Source organism: Geobacillus sp. Sah69 (assembly GCF_001414205.1).
GTDB lineage: Bacteria > Bacillota > Bacilli > Bacillales > Anoxybacillaceae > Geobacillus > Geobacillus stearothermophilus.
In genome coordinates this window covers 94,588-109,830 of record NZ_LLKS01000048.1, presented here as the reverse complement: position 1 = coordinate 109,830, position 15,243 = coordinate 94,588, and the positions used below count along the sequence as shown (strand labels likewise).

Here is a 15,243-nt window from a genome sequence, read left to right as displayed (position 1 = left end):
ACATAGGTCATTCGGTAAAATCGTATGCTGGGCATGATAGGCAAAACGAGCGTCCGAGTCATTGGCCGATTGAACGCATAGCTGAAGGCAGGCGCCGGATAACAAGTCATATTCAAACTGAATTTTCACCCCCGACGAAACGGAACCTCGATAGTCTTCCCCATAGTCAGCGGGAACCAAAAAGCTGGTTGAGTCCAAAATCCGCAGGCGGGTAAAACAAGTTCGATAGGTCTCCATGGCTGACAAAAGCAATGGACGTTGATGCAGGAGGAGAAGGAAAAACACTTCTCGCAAAAATGCCACGGCCCGATCGGTAAAACGCTGATTCAAGCCTTCGCTTGAAAGGGAACAGCCATGCCAGAGCGTCAAGGCCGCACACAACCGCTGAAGCGACTGTTTGGCCAGTGAGCCATCTCCCCATGCACAGAGAGTCAGAAAGGCTTCCGCCGTTAACGAACGCTGCCGCCGGATAAAGCCTGTTTTCCGTGCGAGACGGGTTAATTCTTCGGGAGAAAAGAGTTGACGAATGGTTTGAATCCATGCTTTCATTTGTTTTTCCATGAAAAAAATCCTTTCTAACGTGGAGTGTTCGTTAGAAAGGATACCATGTTTTTGACGATGCACAAAGACCAAAATTCTTAACTTGATGGGTATGGAGGGGGGTCCCCTTCTTCCTTTTTTCAACGTCTGCATCGAAACGCTGTCCATTCCAGCCTAGGCTTGGCTATGAACATGTGGGAAAAGGGGGATACATAACATGCGTGTTCTTGTCGTGGGAGCGGGGGCGGTTGGCGGCTATTTCGGCGGACGCCTGCTCGAAAAAGGCGTCGATGTGACATTTCTCGTCCGTGAGCGGAGAAAGCGGGAGCTTGAGGAACGCGGGCTTGTCATCCGCAGCGTCCACGGCGATGCAGTGCTCGCGCCGAAACTGATCGCGGCCGGTGAACGGACGGAGCCGTTCGATCTTGTTGTGTTTTCAAACAAGGCGTATCATTTGGCGGGCGCCATCGCTGATGCTAAACCGTACGTCGGTGAGACAACGATGATTTTGCCACTCTTAAACGGCATGGCCCATATGGATGTGTTGCGGGAGTCATTTGGCGATGACAAGGTGTTGGGGGGCTTTGTTTCATCGAAACGACGTTAAACGAAAAAGGGGAAATCGTTCAAACGGCTGTTGTTTTACGGGCGGCAATTGAAAACAACAGCCTAAAAATATTCATCAATCATTTTTTCGCTAGTCTTGAAAAAAGAGAGTTGTATATTTCCGTCATGTAGTGTACAGTGGATAGTGAAAACGTGTGCACAAAGGGGGAGGAAGCCTTGAAAAAAACATGGTGGAAAGAGGGCGTCGCCTATCAAATTTATCCGCGCAGCTTTATGGATGCCAACGGCGACGGCATCGGCGATCTTCGCGGCATCATCGAAAAGCTGGATTATTTGGTGGAGCTTGGAGTCGACATTGTTTGGATTTGTCCAATTTACCGGTCGCCGAACGCCGATAACGGATATGACATCAGCGATTATTATGCCATTATGGATGAGTTTGGAACGATGGATGACTTCGATGAATTGCTTGCCCAAGCCCATCGGCGCGGGTTGAAAGTCATTTTGGATTTGGTCATCAACCATACGAGTGATGAGCATCCGTGGTTTATCGAATCGCGGTCATCGCGCGACAATCCGAAGCGCGACTGGTACATTTGGCGTGACGGCAAAGACGGGCGCGAACCGAACAACTGGGAAAGCATTTTCGGCGGCTCGGCGTGGCAGTATGACGAGCGGACGGGTCAATATTATCTGCATATTTTTGATGTCAAACAGCCCGACTTGAACTGGGAAAACAGTGAGGTGCGCCAGGCGCTTTATGAGATGGTCAACTGGTGGCTGGATAAAGGTATCGACGGCTTTCGTATCGACGCGATCTCCCACATTAAGAAAAAGCCGGGTCTTCCCGATTTGCCAAACCCGAAGGGGCTGAAGTATGTACCGTCGTTTGCCGGGCATATGAACCAGCCTGGCATTATGGAATATTTAAGAGAGTTGAAAGAGCAAACGTTTGCGCGATATGACATTATGACGGTCGGCGAGGCGAACGGAGTAACGGTTGATGAGGCCGAACAATGGGTCGGGGAAGAAAACGGCGTGTTCAATATGATTTTTCAGTTTGAGCATCTAGGGCTATGGGAAAGGAGTGCGGATGGTTCCATCGATGTCCGCCGCCTAAAGCGGACGTTGACGAAATGGCAAAAAGGGCTTGAAAACCGCGGGTGGAATGCGTTGTTTTTGGAAAACCACGATTTGCCCCGCTCCGTTTCGACGTGGGGCAATGACCGCGACTATTGGGCGGAAAGCGCCAAGGCGCTCGGCGCGCTCTACTTTTTCATGCAAGGGACGCCGTTCATTTATCAGGGGCAAGAGATCGGGATGACGAACGTGCGGTTCGATGACATCCGTGATTATCGTGATGTGTCCGCTCTTCGCCTGTATGAACTCGAACGGGCGAAGGGGCGGACACATGAGGAAGTGATGAAGATCATTTGGCAAACCGGGCGCGACAACTCGCGCACCCCGATGCAATGGTCTGATGCCCCAAACGCTGGATTCACGACAGGTACGCCATGGATCAAGGTGAACGAAAACTATCGTACGATCAATGTCGAGGCCGAGCGGCGCGACCCGAACTCGGTATGGTCGTTTTATCGACAAATGATTCAGCTTCGGAAAGCGAATGAGCTGTTTGTTTACGGAACGTACGATCTGCTTTTGGAAAACCACCCATCCATTTACGCGTACACAAGAACGCTCGGACGTGATCGCGCGCTTGTAGTCGTCAACTTGTCGGACCGCCCGTCACTTTACCGCTATGACGGCTTCCGCCTTCAGTCAAGCGATTTGGTGCTCTCGAACTACCCGGTCCGTCCGCATAAAAATGCGACGCGTTTTAAGCTGAAACCGTACGAGGCGCGCGTATACATCTGGAAAGAATAAGAAGGAATTTGCCTTTCTGTGTGGAATGAATACGGAAGGGAGATGATCAACACGGGGACGGTCGATCCGATTCGCTACCCGATCGGAACGTTTCAAGTCCAACCGGAAGGAGCGTTGCGGCCGATGCCGCTGTACGTATTGACCGCGCTGTATGCATGACATGGCAGGCATCATACGGCGCAAATTGTGTCATTGCGGAAACGGAAAGGATGGTAAAAAGCCGCCGATTGGCGGCTTTTTTTACTCGATCGGCCGCACCGCTTGGGGCGGCCGATATATAGGCTCGCTCCGGAGAAAAGCCGCCTTTGCGCGGCTTTTTTCAAAAAACGTGCTGGACAAACATTTTTGTTAAACGAAAGCATACAGTTATGCTATACTGACAAATATTAAGGGACACGAAATATATATCGTACAAGGGGGATCGGTATGAATGCGCAACAAAGGCAAGTTGTTGCGGAACAGAAAGAAAAAATTTGGACGCGCAATTTTATTTTGATTTGCTTGGCCAACTTTTTCATTTTTCTTGGATTTCAAATGACGCTGCCGACACTGCCGCTGTTTGTCGAACACTTAGGCGGCAACGACCAGCTCATCGGCCTTGTCGTCGGGATTTTCACTTTTTCCGCACTTCTCGTCCGTCCGTTTGCCGGCCATGCGCTTGAGACGCGGGGACGGCGGTTTGTCTTTTTGCTTGGGCTGCTCATTTTTGTCGTTTCGGTCGGTTCGTACAGTGTCATCACCAGCATGCTTCTTCTCTTTTTGATGCGCGTCGTCCAAGGAATTGGCTGGGGGTTTTCGACAACCGCTTCCGGAACGGTGGCGACGGACATCATTCCGGCCAGCCGCCGCGGGGAGGGAATGGGTTATTACGGATTGTCAGGAAACATCGCCCTCGCTTTCGGTCCGTCGCTTGGACTTGTGCTTGCCGCTATGATTCCGTTTAGCCATTTGTTTCTGATTTGCGCTCTGCTTGGCGTTGCTTCCGTATTGTTTGCGGCGGCCATCACCTATAAAAAAGTGGAGGGAAGGCCGCGCTATGAGACGAACAAGTGGGATCTTTACGAAAAAACGGCGCTCGTTCCGTCCGTGCTTCTCTTCTTTTTAACGGTGACGTTCGGCGGCATTGCTTCGTTTTTGCCGCTATATACGGCGCAAAAAGGGGTCGGCGGTTTGCAGCTGTATTTTTTGCTTTATGCGCTCGCCCTGATGGTGACGCGCACGTTCGCCGGCCAGCTGTATGACCGGAAAGGGCATCGGGCTGTCTTTCTCCCAGGTGCGGGGCTCATTTTGCTTGCGATGCTGCTGCTCGCCTGGCTGCCGGGGGAATGGGCGCTGCTTTTGGCGGCAGTATTGTATGGCTTCGGTTTTGGCATGGTGCAGCCAGGGCTGCAGGCGTGGTCGGTTGAGCGGGCCCCTGTTCATCGGAAAGGAATGGCGAATGCAACGTTTTTCTCCTTTTTTGATTTAGGCGTTGGCATCGGGGCGATGGTGTTTGGCCAAATCAGCCACTGGTTCGGCTATCCGAGCATTTATGTAGCCGCCGCCGGTTCGGTGCTTGTTTCCATGCTCGTTTACTTGAGCGTGCTGCGCAAAGAACAACCTCTTCATCCGCGGCAAGAAAGAAACGCTTAAGGTTTGTCCTTAAGCGTTTTTCTTTAGCGCCGCGAGTGCACTTCGTAGATGGCAAATTTTAAATAGTCGCCTTCATTGGCGGCAAGCAGTTTCGGGTGGTCATAGCCGGCGCCGTTCCAGTACACTTGGCGGAGCACTTTTTTGGCGTCAAACGCCGCATCGGCGATCATCTCTTGGAACATGTGCGGGCGAACATGGTACGAACAGCTCGACGTGACGAAAAAGCCGCCGTCTTTGACGAGTTTCAACCCGTTCAAATTGATGTCTTTATAGCCGCGCAGCGCTTTTGGCACCGCGTGGGCCGATTTGGCGAACGCCGGCGGGTCGATGATGACGACATCCCACTGTTTGCCGGATCGCACTGCTTCGCGCAAGTAATCGAATGCGTTGGCGACGACAAATTCTACATTTGTGAATCCGTTTAAGGCCGCATTTCGTTTTGCCGTCTCAATTGCATGCTCGGAAATGTCGACGGCGGTGGCGTGCTTCGCTCCGTACAGGCAGGCGTTCAGCATAAATGAGCCGGTATGGGTGAAACAATCAAGCACCGTCGTCTCCGGGCCGATGAGCGGGCGGAGGGCGGCGCGGTTTTGCCGCTGGTCGAAGAAAAAGCCGGTTTTTTGCCCGTTTTCAATGTCGACAATGTATTTCACGCCGTTCTCCTCGATTTCCATCTCCGTCTCCGCTTCCCCGTACCAAAACCCTTTTTCCTGTTTGAGACCCTCAAGCTCCCGCACGGACACATCGTTGCGCAAATAAATGGCCCTTGGAGCGAACACGTCAAGCAAGCCGCGCAAAATCCACTCTTTGTGCACTTCCATCCCGAGCGCCAAAATTTGCACCACAAGCACGTCCTCATATTTATCGACGATGAGCCCCGGCAGAAAATCGGCCTCGCCGTAGACGGCGCGGCATGAACGGACGCCCGGGAGCATCCGTTCGCGATACGCCCAGGCGCGGCGGATGCGCTCAATGAAAAACCGCTCATCGAGCTCGTCATCCGGATTTTGCGTCAACACCCGGACGATGATTTGCGAGGCTGGATTGATGTAGCCTTTCGCCAACCAGTACCCTTGATGGTTATAGACATCGACAAAATCTCCCGGTGTGATGTCACCCTCGATACGGTCGACTTCGCCCTGAAAAATCCATGGATGGCCTTGTTCGAGCCGTTTTTTTCGCTGCCGCTTCAAGATCACTTTCGCCATCAGTTCCAACTCCCATCCGGTAATCAATCGTTGCGCTTTTATCATAGCGAATTGCGGAGCGCGGCGCAATGACAGCCGAAAAAAAGGTTGACAACCGATGCGGCCGTGATATGATAAATGTAAAGAAAATTTCATCACAATCAGACATCCACTAGGGGGGCCTGTAAACAGGCTGAGATCAAAGTGTGACTTTGAGACCCTTAGCACCTGATCTGGGTAATGCCAGCGTAGGGAAGTGGAGGAGCTGCAGGCCGGCTTTGGCCGCATTGGAAAATCTGTATGCTCGCGCCGCCTTCTTTACGCGAATCGGTAAAGAAGGCGGCGCTTTTATTTTGGAAAAAGGGGGAATACGAATGTCGTTTGCAAGGCGCGTGCGCCAGGCGGCTGATCCGATCTGGCAGGCGAGTTTCCGTCACCCGTTTGTCAAAGAGCTTGGCGAAGGAACGTTGGATCGCGCAAAATTCCGCTATTATGTCATGCAAGATGCGTACTATTTGCGCCATTTTGCCCGTGTGCAGGCGATCGGGGCGGCGAAATCGCCGGATTTGGCGACGACGGCCCGGCTGGCGCACCATGCCCAAAGCACATGCGAAGCGGAATTGTCGCTTCATGAAACGTTTGCCGGACTGCTTGGCATCACCGAAGAGGAACGGGCTGTGTTCATGCCGGCGCCGACGGCTTACGCGTATACATCGCATATGTACCGGGCGGCGTATGAAGGGCATTTGGGCGATGTCATTGCCGCGATTTTGCCGTGCTATTGGCTGTATTACGAAATCGGTGAGCGGCTGAAAACGTGCCGGCCGAACGATCCGATTTATGAAAAGTGGATCAGTACATACAGCTCCGATTGGTTTCGCTCGCTTGTTGAGGAGCAGATCGACCGGCTTGACGCCATTGCCGCTGCCGTGACTGAGGAAGATCGGCGCCGGATGGAACAGCATTTTTTGATCAGCAGTGACTATGAGTATCAGTTTTGGGAGATGGCGTACCGACTGGAGCGGTGGCCATCGGCCGAGCTCATGAAGAGCCGGTGAAACGGCGACAACACGAAAGGAGGAGTTTTCATGGGAACAACATCGAAAGGGTTGAAACTGGCCGATATTTTAACGACGATTGTCATTGCCGTTGTGTTCGGCGTCATTTACAAAGTGTGGGGGCCGTTGTATGAAGTGGTGAAAGTATTCGGGTTTCATGCCGATCAACTGATTTATGGCATGTGGTTTATCGCGTCGTCGCTTGCGTATTTGCTAATCCGCAAACCGGGGGTGGCGCTGCTTGCCGAGATTGCGGCTTCATCGGGCGAGTTGGTGATGGGGTCGCAGTGGGGGCTTGAGGTGTTGATTTATGGGGTTGTACAAGGGCTGTTTGCCGAGCTTGTCTTTGCGGCGTTCCGCTATCGGCGGTTTGACGTGTTTGTCGTGTCGCTCAGCGCCGTCGGCGCGACGGTCGGTTCGCTGATCATGGACTTTTACAAAGGATATATCGAGGCGCTCGCCCCGTGGAACATGGTGCTCTTTTTGCTGGCGCGTTTTGTCGGCGCCGTTCTTATCTCCGGCGTGTTCGCCGTTTCGTTGGCCAAGGCGCTTGAGAAAACCGGGGTGACGCAAATGTGGCGGCCGGCTTCCAAAGAGGACTATGATGCGCTGAACCGGTAAGGGGAATGACCGATGAAGCAAGCCATTGTCATCGAACAGCTGCGCCTGAAGTTTCCCGGGCATAGCGACTTATTGTTCCGCGATTTGTCGCTGTCCGTTGCTGCCGGGGAGAAAGTGCTTCTCCTCGGCCCGTCTGGATGCGGCAAGTCGACGCTTTTGCAAGTGATGGCCGGCATCATTCCCCACTCGATCGACGTGCCGATGAAAGCCGGGCGCCTTGAGCGGCCGGAACGATGGGGATATGTGTTTCAAGATCCGGATACGCAGTTTTGCATGCCGTATGCCGATGAGGAAATCGCGTTTGCCCTCGAAAATCGAAGTGTGCCGCGCCGCGAGATGCCCGCCCGCATCCGCTTGCTGTTGGACCAAGTCGGGTTGGCGATCGAACCGCACACCGACATTCATACGCTTTCCGGCGGGATGAAGCAGCGGTTGGCGCTCGCTTCTGTTCTTGCGCTTGAGCCGGATGTTTTGTTTTTGGATGAGCCGACGGCTTTGCTCGATGAGGAAGGGACGAAAGCCGTATGGCAGGCGGTGCGGGATGTGAGCCGGGACAAAACGGTCGTCATCGTCGAGCATAAAATCAACCATGTTCTTGACTTCGTCGACCGGATTGTGTTGCTTGGCAGCGACGGGTGCATCATCGCCGATGGAGGAGCGAGGGAAGTATTTTCCCGATATAAGGACGTCATGACGGCGGAAGGCATTTGGCACCCGGACGTTTGGGAGGAATGCGGACCGATCGTGCGCCGGGAGGAAAGGCAGGAAGGCGAGGAGCTGATCCGCCTTCACCGTTTCCGCGGCTTTCGCGGCCGGGAGGTGAAAATCAGCGTACCGGAGGCGGTTGTGCGGGCGGGAGAATGGATCGCCGTCACCGGCCGAAACGGCGCGGGCAAAAGCACGCTTTTGCATGGGTTGATGCAACTGATTCGCACCGAAGGCGAATATACATTGTTCGGGGAGGATATCGAGCTCCGGCAGCCGCTTTACCGCCATATCGCGTTCGTGTTTCAAAATCCCGAATTTCAATTTGTCACCCATACTGTGCGCGATGAACTGGCGTATTCGCTGCGGCTTGAGGGGCGATCTGAAGAGGAAATCAATGAGACGGTCACCCGCCTGCTCAGCGCGTTTGGCCTTGACGGAAAGGAAGAAGTGCATCCGTACCAGCTGTCAGTCGGGCAAAAACGGCGGTTGAGCGTGGCTGCTTCGATCGTCGCCGGTCAACGCCTCTTTTTGCTTGATGAGCCGACATTTGGACAGGATGCGAAAAACACGTTTGCGTTGTTGGCGATGTTGGAGTCATACCGAAGGCAAGGGGCGGCGATCATCATGGTCACCCACGACGAACAAATTGTCCGTCGTTTTGCGACGAGACGATGGGTGGTGGAAGACGGAGCGCTTGTTCGCGATGAGCGCCTCGCTGCTGTGGAGACTGTATTGGCTGAAGGAGGAACATGGCGATGAACTGGGACATTCAGCGCCGTGAGACATGGCTTTATGAAGCGAACCCGAGTTTGAAGCTCATTGTGCTCGTCATGCTCTTTTTTGCGGTGTTGTTCATTCATAACCCGAACGTGCTCATCAATTTGTCGCTCGCCCTGTTCGTTTTGTTTTGCTTCGGCACCGGGTATCCAGCAAAGCTGCTTGTTTGGCTGTTTTTGCCGTTTTTCCTGATCTTTGTTTCCACTGCTTCATCGATGATGATGTTTGGCGAAGGGACGACAACGTGGTTTCGCTGGGGGCTCATCCACGTAACAGCGGAAAGCTTTTGGCGCGGCATGCATCTCGGATTTCGCGCCTTGTCGCTCGGGCTGTTAGGCTTGATTTTTTCCTTGACGACTCGGCCGGTGCAGCTGTTTTATTCGCTCATGCAGCAATTGAAGCTGAAACCGAAGTATGCGTACAGTTTTTTGGCGGCGGTCCGCCTGCTGCCGATCATGATTGAGGAGTTTCAAACGGTCCGGTATGCGCTGAGAGTGCGCGGCGTGCCAAACCGCGGCGGCCTTGGCAAAGTGAAGCGTTATGCCATCCCGCTTTTGGCACAAAGCATCCGCCGCGCCCAGCGCATCGCCGTGGCGATGGAGGCGAAACAATTTTCCAACAGCGGCCAGCGTACGTTTTATTATGAAATCAAGTTTGGCAAATGCGATATTTGGTTTGTCGTCTTGACCGTTGCGTTGTTGGTTGCCGCTTATTATGCGGGCGTCCATTACCCGTATATTTCAGTCCATGATGTACGGTAGGCAGAAAGAAAGGGATTGTGATGGGGGCTCTTCACTTCATTTCCACCGGGCGGCAAACAGCCGACGAATTCGCGGCCATTTGTGCGCGTATCCATCCGTATGCGGATGCCATTCACATTCGCGAGAAAGAAAAAACGGCGCGCGAAGTGGCCGAGTTTGTCACCGCGCTGCTTTACACCGGGGTGCCGCCGCAAAAAATCATCGTCAATGACCGTGTTGACGTCGCGGCCGTCTGCGGTGTCGGCGGGGTGCAGATCGCGTATCACAGCTTGCCGGTGCGTGCCGTCCGCCGTTCGTTTCCGGACTTGACAGTCGGCTGTTCCGTGCACAGCCTGACGGAGGCGAAGCAGGCGGAAGAGGACGGCGCTCACTTTTGCTTGTACGGCCATATGTTTCCGACTGCCAGCAAGCCTGGATTGCCGCCGCGCAGCATCGATTCGTTGCGGGAGATGGCCGCGTCCGTCTGCATCCCGGTTATTGCGATCGGCGGCATTCATGCCGGCAACGCCTGCCGGGTGATGGAGGCCGGTGCCGCGGGAGTGGCGGTGTTATCGGCTGTCTTTTTAGCGCCTGATCCGGTTGTGGAAGCAAGACGTTTGGCGCAAATCGTGAGAGGGGAGAGGAAAAATGGGGGCACATTATGATGTCGTCGTTGTCGGCGGTGGGGTGATCGGGGCGGCGACAGCTTTTGAGCTCGCCAAACGGCGGCACCGCGTGGCGATTTTCGAAAAAGGAACAATGACCGGCGAAGCGTCAAGCGCGGCGGCCGGTATGCTGGGGGCGCAATCGGAGTTCGCCGCGCCGAGTCCGCTCATCCCGCTCGCCCTGCAAAGCCGGGCGCTCGTGCCGGCGCTCGCTGCGGAATTGCGGGAGAGAACCGGTATTGACATCGGACTTGTCGAAAAAGGGATGCTCAAAGTTGCGACGAATGCGGAAGAAGCGGAGGAGTTGCACCACCATTATACATTTTGGAAGGAAATGGGTGAGATAGTTCACTGGCTGGCGGCAGAAGAAGCGCTTAAGCTGGAGCCGCGTCTTGCGGGCGAGGCGCTGGCCGGCGCCATGTACATTCCCGGAGACGGGCAAGTGAGCGCCCCGGATTTGGCTGCCGCTCTTGTTTCAGCCGCCGTCTCCGCCGGTGCGCATTTGTATGAGCATACGGAAGTGTTTGACATTCGTTCGGATGCCGGTGGGCATACCGTGGAAACAGCGAGCGGAACGTTCGCCGCTGCCGCTGTCGTGATCGCCTCGGGCGCCTGGGCGGCGCGTCTGGGGGCCGCGCTCGGGTTGCCGCTTTTTGTATTCCCGGTCAAGGGGGAATGCATCATGGTGCGTACGCCAACCCCGCTCGTGCAAATGACGGTGTTTGCGAAAAATGGCTGTTACATCGTGCCGAAGCGCGGCAACCGGCTGCTGATCGGTGCGACGTCCACGCCGGGGACGTACGACCGGCGCGTGTCAATCGCGGGGGTGATGAGCCTGCTTCGCCGTGCCGCCCGTCTGCTTCCAGATGTCGAACAGGCAGAATGGGTGAAGGCATGGAGCGGCATCCGACCGCAAACGAAAGACGGTTTGCCCTATATCGGCGAGCATCCAAAGCGGCGCGGGATATTTGTCGCTGCCGGCCATTACCGGAACGGCATTTTGCTTAGCCCGCTCACCGGCCGGCTGCTTGCCGACCTAGTAGAGCGGAAAGAGCCGGCGTTTGACTTGTCACCGTTTTCATTAACGCGTCACGCGGAAGAAAAGGTGGGGGTTGAATGAATTTAGTCATTAATGGCGAGAACGTTGCCGTGCCGGATGAAGTGAAAACGGTCAGCGATTTGCTCGCCCATTTTCGACTTGATCAAAAGCTGGCCATTGTCGAAGTCAATGTTCGCATTATTCAAAAGCATGAATACGCGGTGACGGCGTTGGCGGATGGCGACCGAGTCGAAATTGTTCATTTTGTAGGAGGCGGTTGAAATGCTGAAAATTGGTCCGTATGAATTCTCTTCGCGGTTGTTGCTCGGGACGGGCAAATATCCGAGCCTTGAGGTGCAAAAAGAAGCGGTGGAAGCATCCGGCGCAGAAATTTTGACCTTTGCCGTCCGGCGAATGAACATTTTTGCGCCGGAGCAGCCGAATTTTTTAGAGCAGCTTGATTTAAGCCGATATAAGCTTCTGCCCAATACCGCCGGGGCGAAAACGGCTGAGGAAGCGGTCCGCATCGCCCGACTGGCCAAAGCATCGGGGCTATGTGATATGATTAAGGTAGAAGTGATCGGCTGCGACAAAACGCTTCTTCCCGACCCGGTTGAGACGTTAAAAGCAGCGGAAATGCTGCTGGAAGAAGGGTTTATCGTCTTGCCGTACACGTCTGATGACGTCGTGCTCGCCAAGCGCTTGCAAGAGCTTGGCTGCCATGCCGTCATGCCGGGGGCATCGCCGATCGGGTCCGGGCAAGGCATCCTTAACCCGCTCAATTTGAGCTTTATCATCGAGCAAGCGACCGTGCCGGTGATCGTCGATGCCGGCATCGGCGGGCCGGCCGATGCGGCGCTGGCGATGGAGCTTGGTGCGGATGGGGTGCTGTTGAATACGGCCGTGTCCGGCGCAGCTGATCCCGTAAAAATGGCAAAAGCGATGAAGCTGGCGGTGGAAGCGGGACGGCTCGGTTATGAAGCCGGGCGCATCCCGAAAAAACGATACGCGTCAGCAAGCAGCCCAACGGAAGGAATGAGTGTTGTTTGAATGAACGGTATTCTCGGCAACAACTATTTGCGCCGATTGGCGAGGAAGGGCAAAAGAAAATACGGGAAAAGCACGTCGTCTTAATCGGCGCCGGAGCGCTCGGCACAGGAAACGCCGAAGCGCTCGTGCGCGCCGGCATTGGCAAACTGACGATCATTGACCGCGATTATGTCGAATGGAGCAACTTGCAGCGCCAACAGCTTTACAGCGAAGTGGATGCGAAAGAGCGGCTGCCGAAGGCGATCGCGGCCAAGCGGCGGCTCGAGCGAATCAACAGCGAGGTCAAGATCGACGCGATAGTCGGTGAGGCTGACGCCGAACAGTTGGAATCATTGGCTGTCGAACAGCGGCCCGACCTATTGATCGATGCGACGGACAACTTCGATGCGCGCATGATCATCAATGATGTTGCCTACAAATATGGCATTCCGTGGATTTACGGCGCCTGCGTCGGCAGCTACGGATTAAGTTACGCGTTTATTCCCGGACGTACCCCATGTTTATATTGCTTGCTTGAAACGGTGCCGCAAGGGGGATTGACATGCGACACGGCCGGCATTATCAGTCCGGCAGTGCAGATGGTCGTCAGTTACCAAGTGGCTGAGGCGTTGAAAGTTTTAGTCGAGGACTGGGCCGCGCTGCGCGGCAAGCTCGTTTCGTTTGATCTTTGGACGAATGAATACGCAGCGATTCGCATTGACGCGGTCAAAAGAGACGACTGTCCGACGTGCGGACATCGTCCATCTTATCCGTTTCTTTCTTATGAGCATCAGACGAAGACCGCTGTGCTGTGCGGGCGCGACTCGGTGCAAATTCGCCCGTCTTCCCGGCGCCAGTACGATGTAAACGAATTGGCATCTCTTTTTCGCCGCCAAGGGCTCCGGGCCGAAGCGAATCCGTATCTCGTCTCCGTATCGCTCGGCGCCAAGCGGCTTGTCGTATTCGCCGACGGGCGCGCGCTTGTGCACGGCACAAAGGATGTGAACGAGGCGAAAACGATTTATTACCGTTATTTAGGATGAAAACGGGGACCTCTTTTTTTGAGTCCCTGTTTTTTTTCAGTCACAAAACTGTCAAAAAGCCGTCTTGTTTTCCCTGTTTTTCCCGCTATCCATATAGTACGATGAAGGTAAGAAGGCAAAGGGAGGGAAGATGGATGGATGAGTGGTCCGTCACGTTGAACATCGCCTCGTTGGTAGTGCTTGTCTACTTTATTGGCTCCTGCTGGATCGAATCGTAAAACGCGCCGGCGCACCTCGGCGCGTTTTTTGAGGTGGATTTATGGTAATATATGGAAATTAATTCCTCCCGCTATAGTCAGCTGGCGAAAAATTTGTTATATTTAAGGTAAGGAACGGAAATGGCTGCCGATAGCCGCGCAGCCTCATTCCGCCCGATGCCGAAAGTTTTGCTTCAGCAGGCATGTTTTGGGAAAGGAATGGATATGAATAACATAGTCATGGTCCGATAGGAGTGTGAAGATTCGTTGGAAGAGTGGCCGTTAAGGTTGTTCGGTTGGTTTTTCCTTTTCTTGCTCGCGAACGCATTGTTTGCATCGGCTGAGGCGGCGTTTTCATCGGCCAGCAAAACCCGGTTAAAACACTACGCGGAAGAGCATTCAAACAACAAGCGGCTTCAAGCAGTGGTTGGGCATCTTGACCGTGCATTGTTAGCGCTTGCTATGGCCAGCCGTCTAACAGGCATCATCGCGGTGGCGCTATTTATCGAGATCGCTGCTTCTCTGCTTGGGGAGCAGACCGGTTTATTTGTCGCCATTGCGGTCATGACCGTTTTGTCTGTCGTCTTCGGTGAAATTTTGCCAAAATCGATGGCGAAAGAGTACGCGGAGCCGCTCGCCATCCGGTATGCCGGCCTGGCCTATGGGCTGATGAAGCTCATGGTGCCGATTACGGCATTGTTTCAAGCCCTGAAAGAGCGTATGACCCGGCGATTCGCCAACGGGGCTGCCGTGCCGGCCGTCACGGAGGAAGATATTAAGGTGATGGTCGAGCTGAGCGAAGAAGAAGGGGTTATCGACAACCAGGAAAAAGAGCTGATTCAACGTTCGCTCGATTTTGATGAAATTTTAGTCGGAGAAATTTTTACACCGCGCGCCGATATGGTGGCGGTCGAGGTCAACCAGCCGATTGAAGAGATTCGCGATGTATTTTTGGAGGAAAAATATTCCCGAATCCCGGTCTATGAAGGGGATATTGACAACGTAATCGGCATTTTGTCGGAAAGTGACTTTTTCAGCGAACTTGTCCAAAAGCGTGACGTGTGCGTCCGCGAGCTGTTGCGCCAGCCGCTGTTTGTCGTCGAATCGATGAAAGTGTCCGATTTGCTGCCGGAGCTGCAAAAAAGCAAGGTGCATATGGCGATCGTTGTTGACGAGTTTGGCGGCACGGCCGGCTTGATTACGCTTGAGGATATTCTTGAGCAAATCGTCGGCGAAATATGGGATGAGCATGATGAAGCGGTAAAAACCGTGCGTCAAATCGATGAACATAGTTTTGAATTCAGCGCTGAACTGCCGCTTGACGAATTTTGCGAAGTGATGAACATCGACGTGCCGGAAAGTGAATCGCATACGTTGGGCGGCTGGATTTTTGAAATGTTTGAGCGCATTCCGGCGGTCGGCGAAACGTTGCAATACGGCTCGCTGACGTTGACCGTCCGCCAAGTCGACAACCGTCGCATCCGCAAAGTGCTTGTTTCCTTGAGCCAGCAACCGCTCGCCGAGCAGGCGGGGGGCGTCTAGGCGCTTTCGGACCG

At 54.2% G+C, this 15,243-nt stretch carries 13 protein-coding genes, 3 pseudogenes and 1 riboswitch; of the genes and pseudogenes, 14 read left to right on the top strand and 2 right to left on the bottom strand.

Going from position 1 to position 15,243, the window contains the following annotated elements:
* Window positions 1-693: pseudogene (locus tag AP057_RS12025) on the bottom strand (hypothetical protein); the annotation flags it as partial.
* Between the two features lie 64 nt (window positions 694-757).
* Here AP057_RS12025 and AP057_RS12020 point away from each other — a divergent pair.
* The 4 genes and pseudogenes from AP057_RS12020 to AP057_RS12005 all read left to right on the top strand — a co-directional run.
* Window positions 758-1,188: pseudogene (locus AP057_RS12020) on the top strand (2-dehydropantoate 2-reductase N-terminal domain-containing protein); the annotation flags it as partial.
* Between the two features lie 135 nt (window positions 1,189-1,323).
* Window positions 1,324-2,991: an alpha-glucosidase gene (locus tag AP057_RS12015; protein WP_055358846.1), complete on the top strand. Its 1,668-nt coding sequence runs from the start codon at window positions 1,324-1,326 to the stop codon at window positions 2,989-2,991.
* Window positions 2,992-3,093: 102 nt separating this feature from the next.
* A pseudogene (locus AP057_RS17910) lies at window positions 3,094-3,207 on the top strand (metal-dependent hydrolase); the annotation flags it as partial.
* Between the two features lie 210 nt (window positions 3,208-3,417).
* Window positions 3,418-4,623 (top strand): MFS transporter, encoded by a 1,206-nt coding sequence (locus tag AP057_RS12005; RefSeq protein WP_055358844.1) that lies wholly within the window; start codon window positions 3,418-3,420, stop codon window positions 4,621-4,623.
* 23 nt (window positions 4,624-4,646) lie between these two features.
* Here the strand turns inward: AP057_RS12005 and AP057_RS12000 are convergent, their stop codons facing one another.
* Window positions 4,647-5,831 carry a class I SAM-dependent rRNA methyltransferase gene (locus tag AP057_RS12000; protein WP_055358848.1) on the bottom strand — a complete coding sequence of 395 codons (1,185 nt, stop codon included), beginning with the start codon at window positions 5,829-5,831 and terminating at the stop codon, window positions 4,647-4,649.
* A gap of 143 nt (window positions 5,832-5,974) precedes the next feature.
* Window positions 5,975-6,082: riboswitch (TPP riboswitch) on the top strand.
* A 102-nt stretch (window positions 6,083-6,184) separates the two neighbouring features.
* Here AP057_RS12000 and tenA point away from each other — a divergent pair.
* The 10 genes from tenA to AP057_RS11950 all read left to right on the top strand — a co-directional run bounded on the left by tenA (window position 6,185) and on the right by AP057_RS11950 (window position 15,229).
* Window positions 6,185-6,868, top strand: a complete 684-nt coding sequence (gene tenA / locus AP057_RS11995; protein WP_055358843.1) for a thiaminase II — start codon at window positions 6,185-6,187, stop codon at window positions 6,866-6,868.
* A gap of 30 nt (window positions 6,869-6,898) precedes the next feature.
* On the top strand, window positions 6,899-7,489 hold the full coding sequence (locus AP057_RS11990; protein WP_055358842.1) for an ECF transporter S component: 591 nt from the start codon (window positions 6,899-6,901) through the stop codon (window positions 7,487-7,489).
* Window positions 7,490-7,501: 12 nt separating this feature from the next.
* Window positions 7,502-8,956 carry an ABC transporter ATP-binding protein gene (locus tag AP057_RS11985; protein WP_033013863.1) on the top strand — a complete coding sequence of 485 codons (1,455 nt, stop codon included), beginning with the start codon at window positions 7,502-7,504 and terminating at the stop codon, window positions 8,954-8,956.
* On the top strand, window positions 8,953-9,735 hold the full coding sequence (locus AP057_RS11980) for an energy-coupling factor transporter transmembrane protein EcfT (RefSeq protein WP_033013862.1): 783 nt from the start codon (window positions 8,953-8,955) through the stop codon (window positions 9,733-9,735). Before AP057_RS11985 ends, AP057_RS11980 begins: the two co-directional genes overlap by 4 nt.
* A gap of 20 nt (window positions 9,736-9,755) precedes the next feature.
* Window positions 9,756-10,379, top strand: coding sequence for a thiazole tautomerase TenI (gene tenI / locus AP057_RS11975; protein WP_055358841.1), 624 nt, complete (start codon window positions 9,756-9,758; stop codon window positions 10,377-10,379).
* The gene (gene thiO / locus AP057_RS11970; protein ID WP_055358840.1) at window positions 10,363-11,499 is read left to right on the top strand and encodes a glycine oxidase ThiO; all 1,137 of its coding nucleotides are present in this window, start codon (window positions 10,363-10,365) and stop codon (window positions 11,497-11,499) included. The genes tenI and thiO overlap by 17 nt, the downstream gene beginning before the upstream one ends.
* Window positions 11,496-11,699: a sulfur carrier protein ThiS gene (gene thiS, locus AP057_RS11965; protein WP_033011052.1), complete on the top strand. Its 204-nt coding sequence runs from the start codon at window positions 11,496-11,498 to the stop codon at window positions 11,697-11,699. Before thiO ends, thiS begins: the two co-directional genes overlap by 4 nt.
* A gap of 1 nt (window position 11,700) precedes the next feature.
* Window positions 11,701-12,468: a thiazole synthase gene (locus tag AP057_RS11960; protein ID WP_033013859.1), complete on the top strand. Its 768-nt coding sequence runs from the start codon at window positions 11,701-11,703 to the stop codon at window positions 12,466-12,468.
* Complete coding sequence (locus AP057_RS11955) at window positions 12,465-13,490, top strand: thiazole biosynthesis adenylyltransferase ThiF (protein WP_033013858.1); 1,026 nt, start codon at window positions 12,465-12,467, stop codon at window positions 13,488-13,490. Before AP057_RS11960 ends, AP057_RS11955 begins: the two co-directional genes overlap by 4 nt.
* A gap of 464 nt (window positions 13,491-13,954) precedes the next feature.
* The gene (locus AP057_RS11950) at window positions 13,955-15,229 is read left to right on the top strand and encodes a hemolysin family protein (RefSeq protein WP_055358839.1); all 1,275 of its coding nucleotides are present in this window, start codon (window positions 13,955-13,957) and stop codon (window positions 15,227-15,229) included.
* Window positions 15,230-15,243 lie beyond the last annotated feature (14 nt).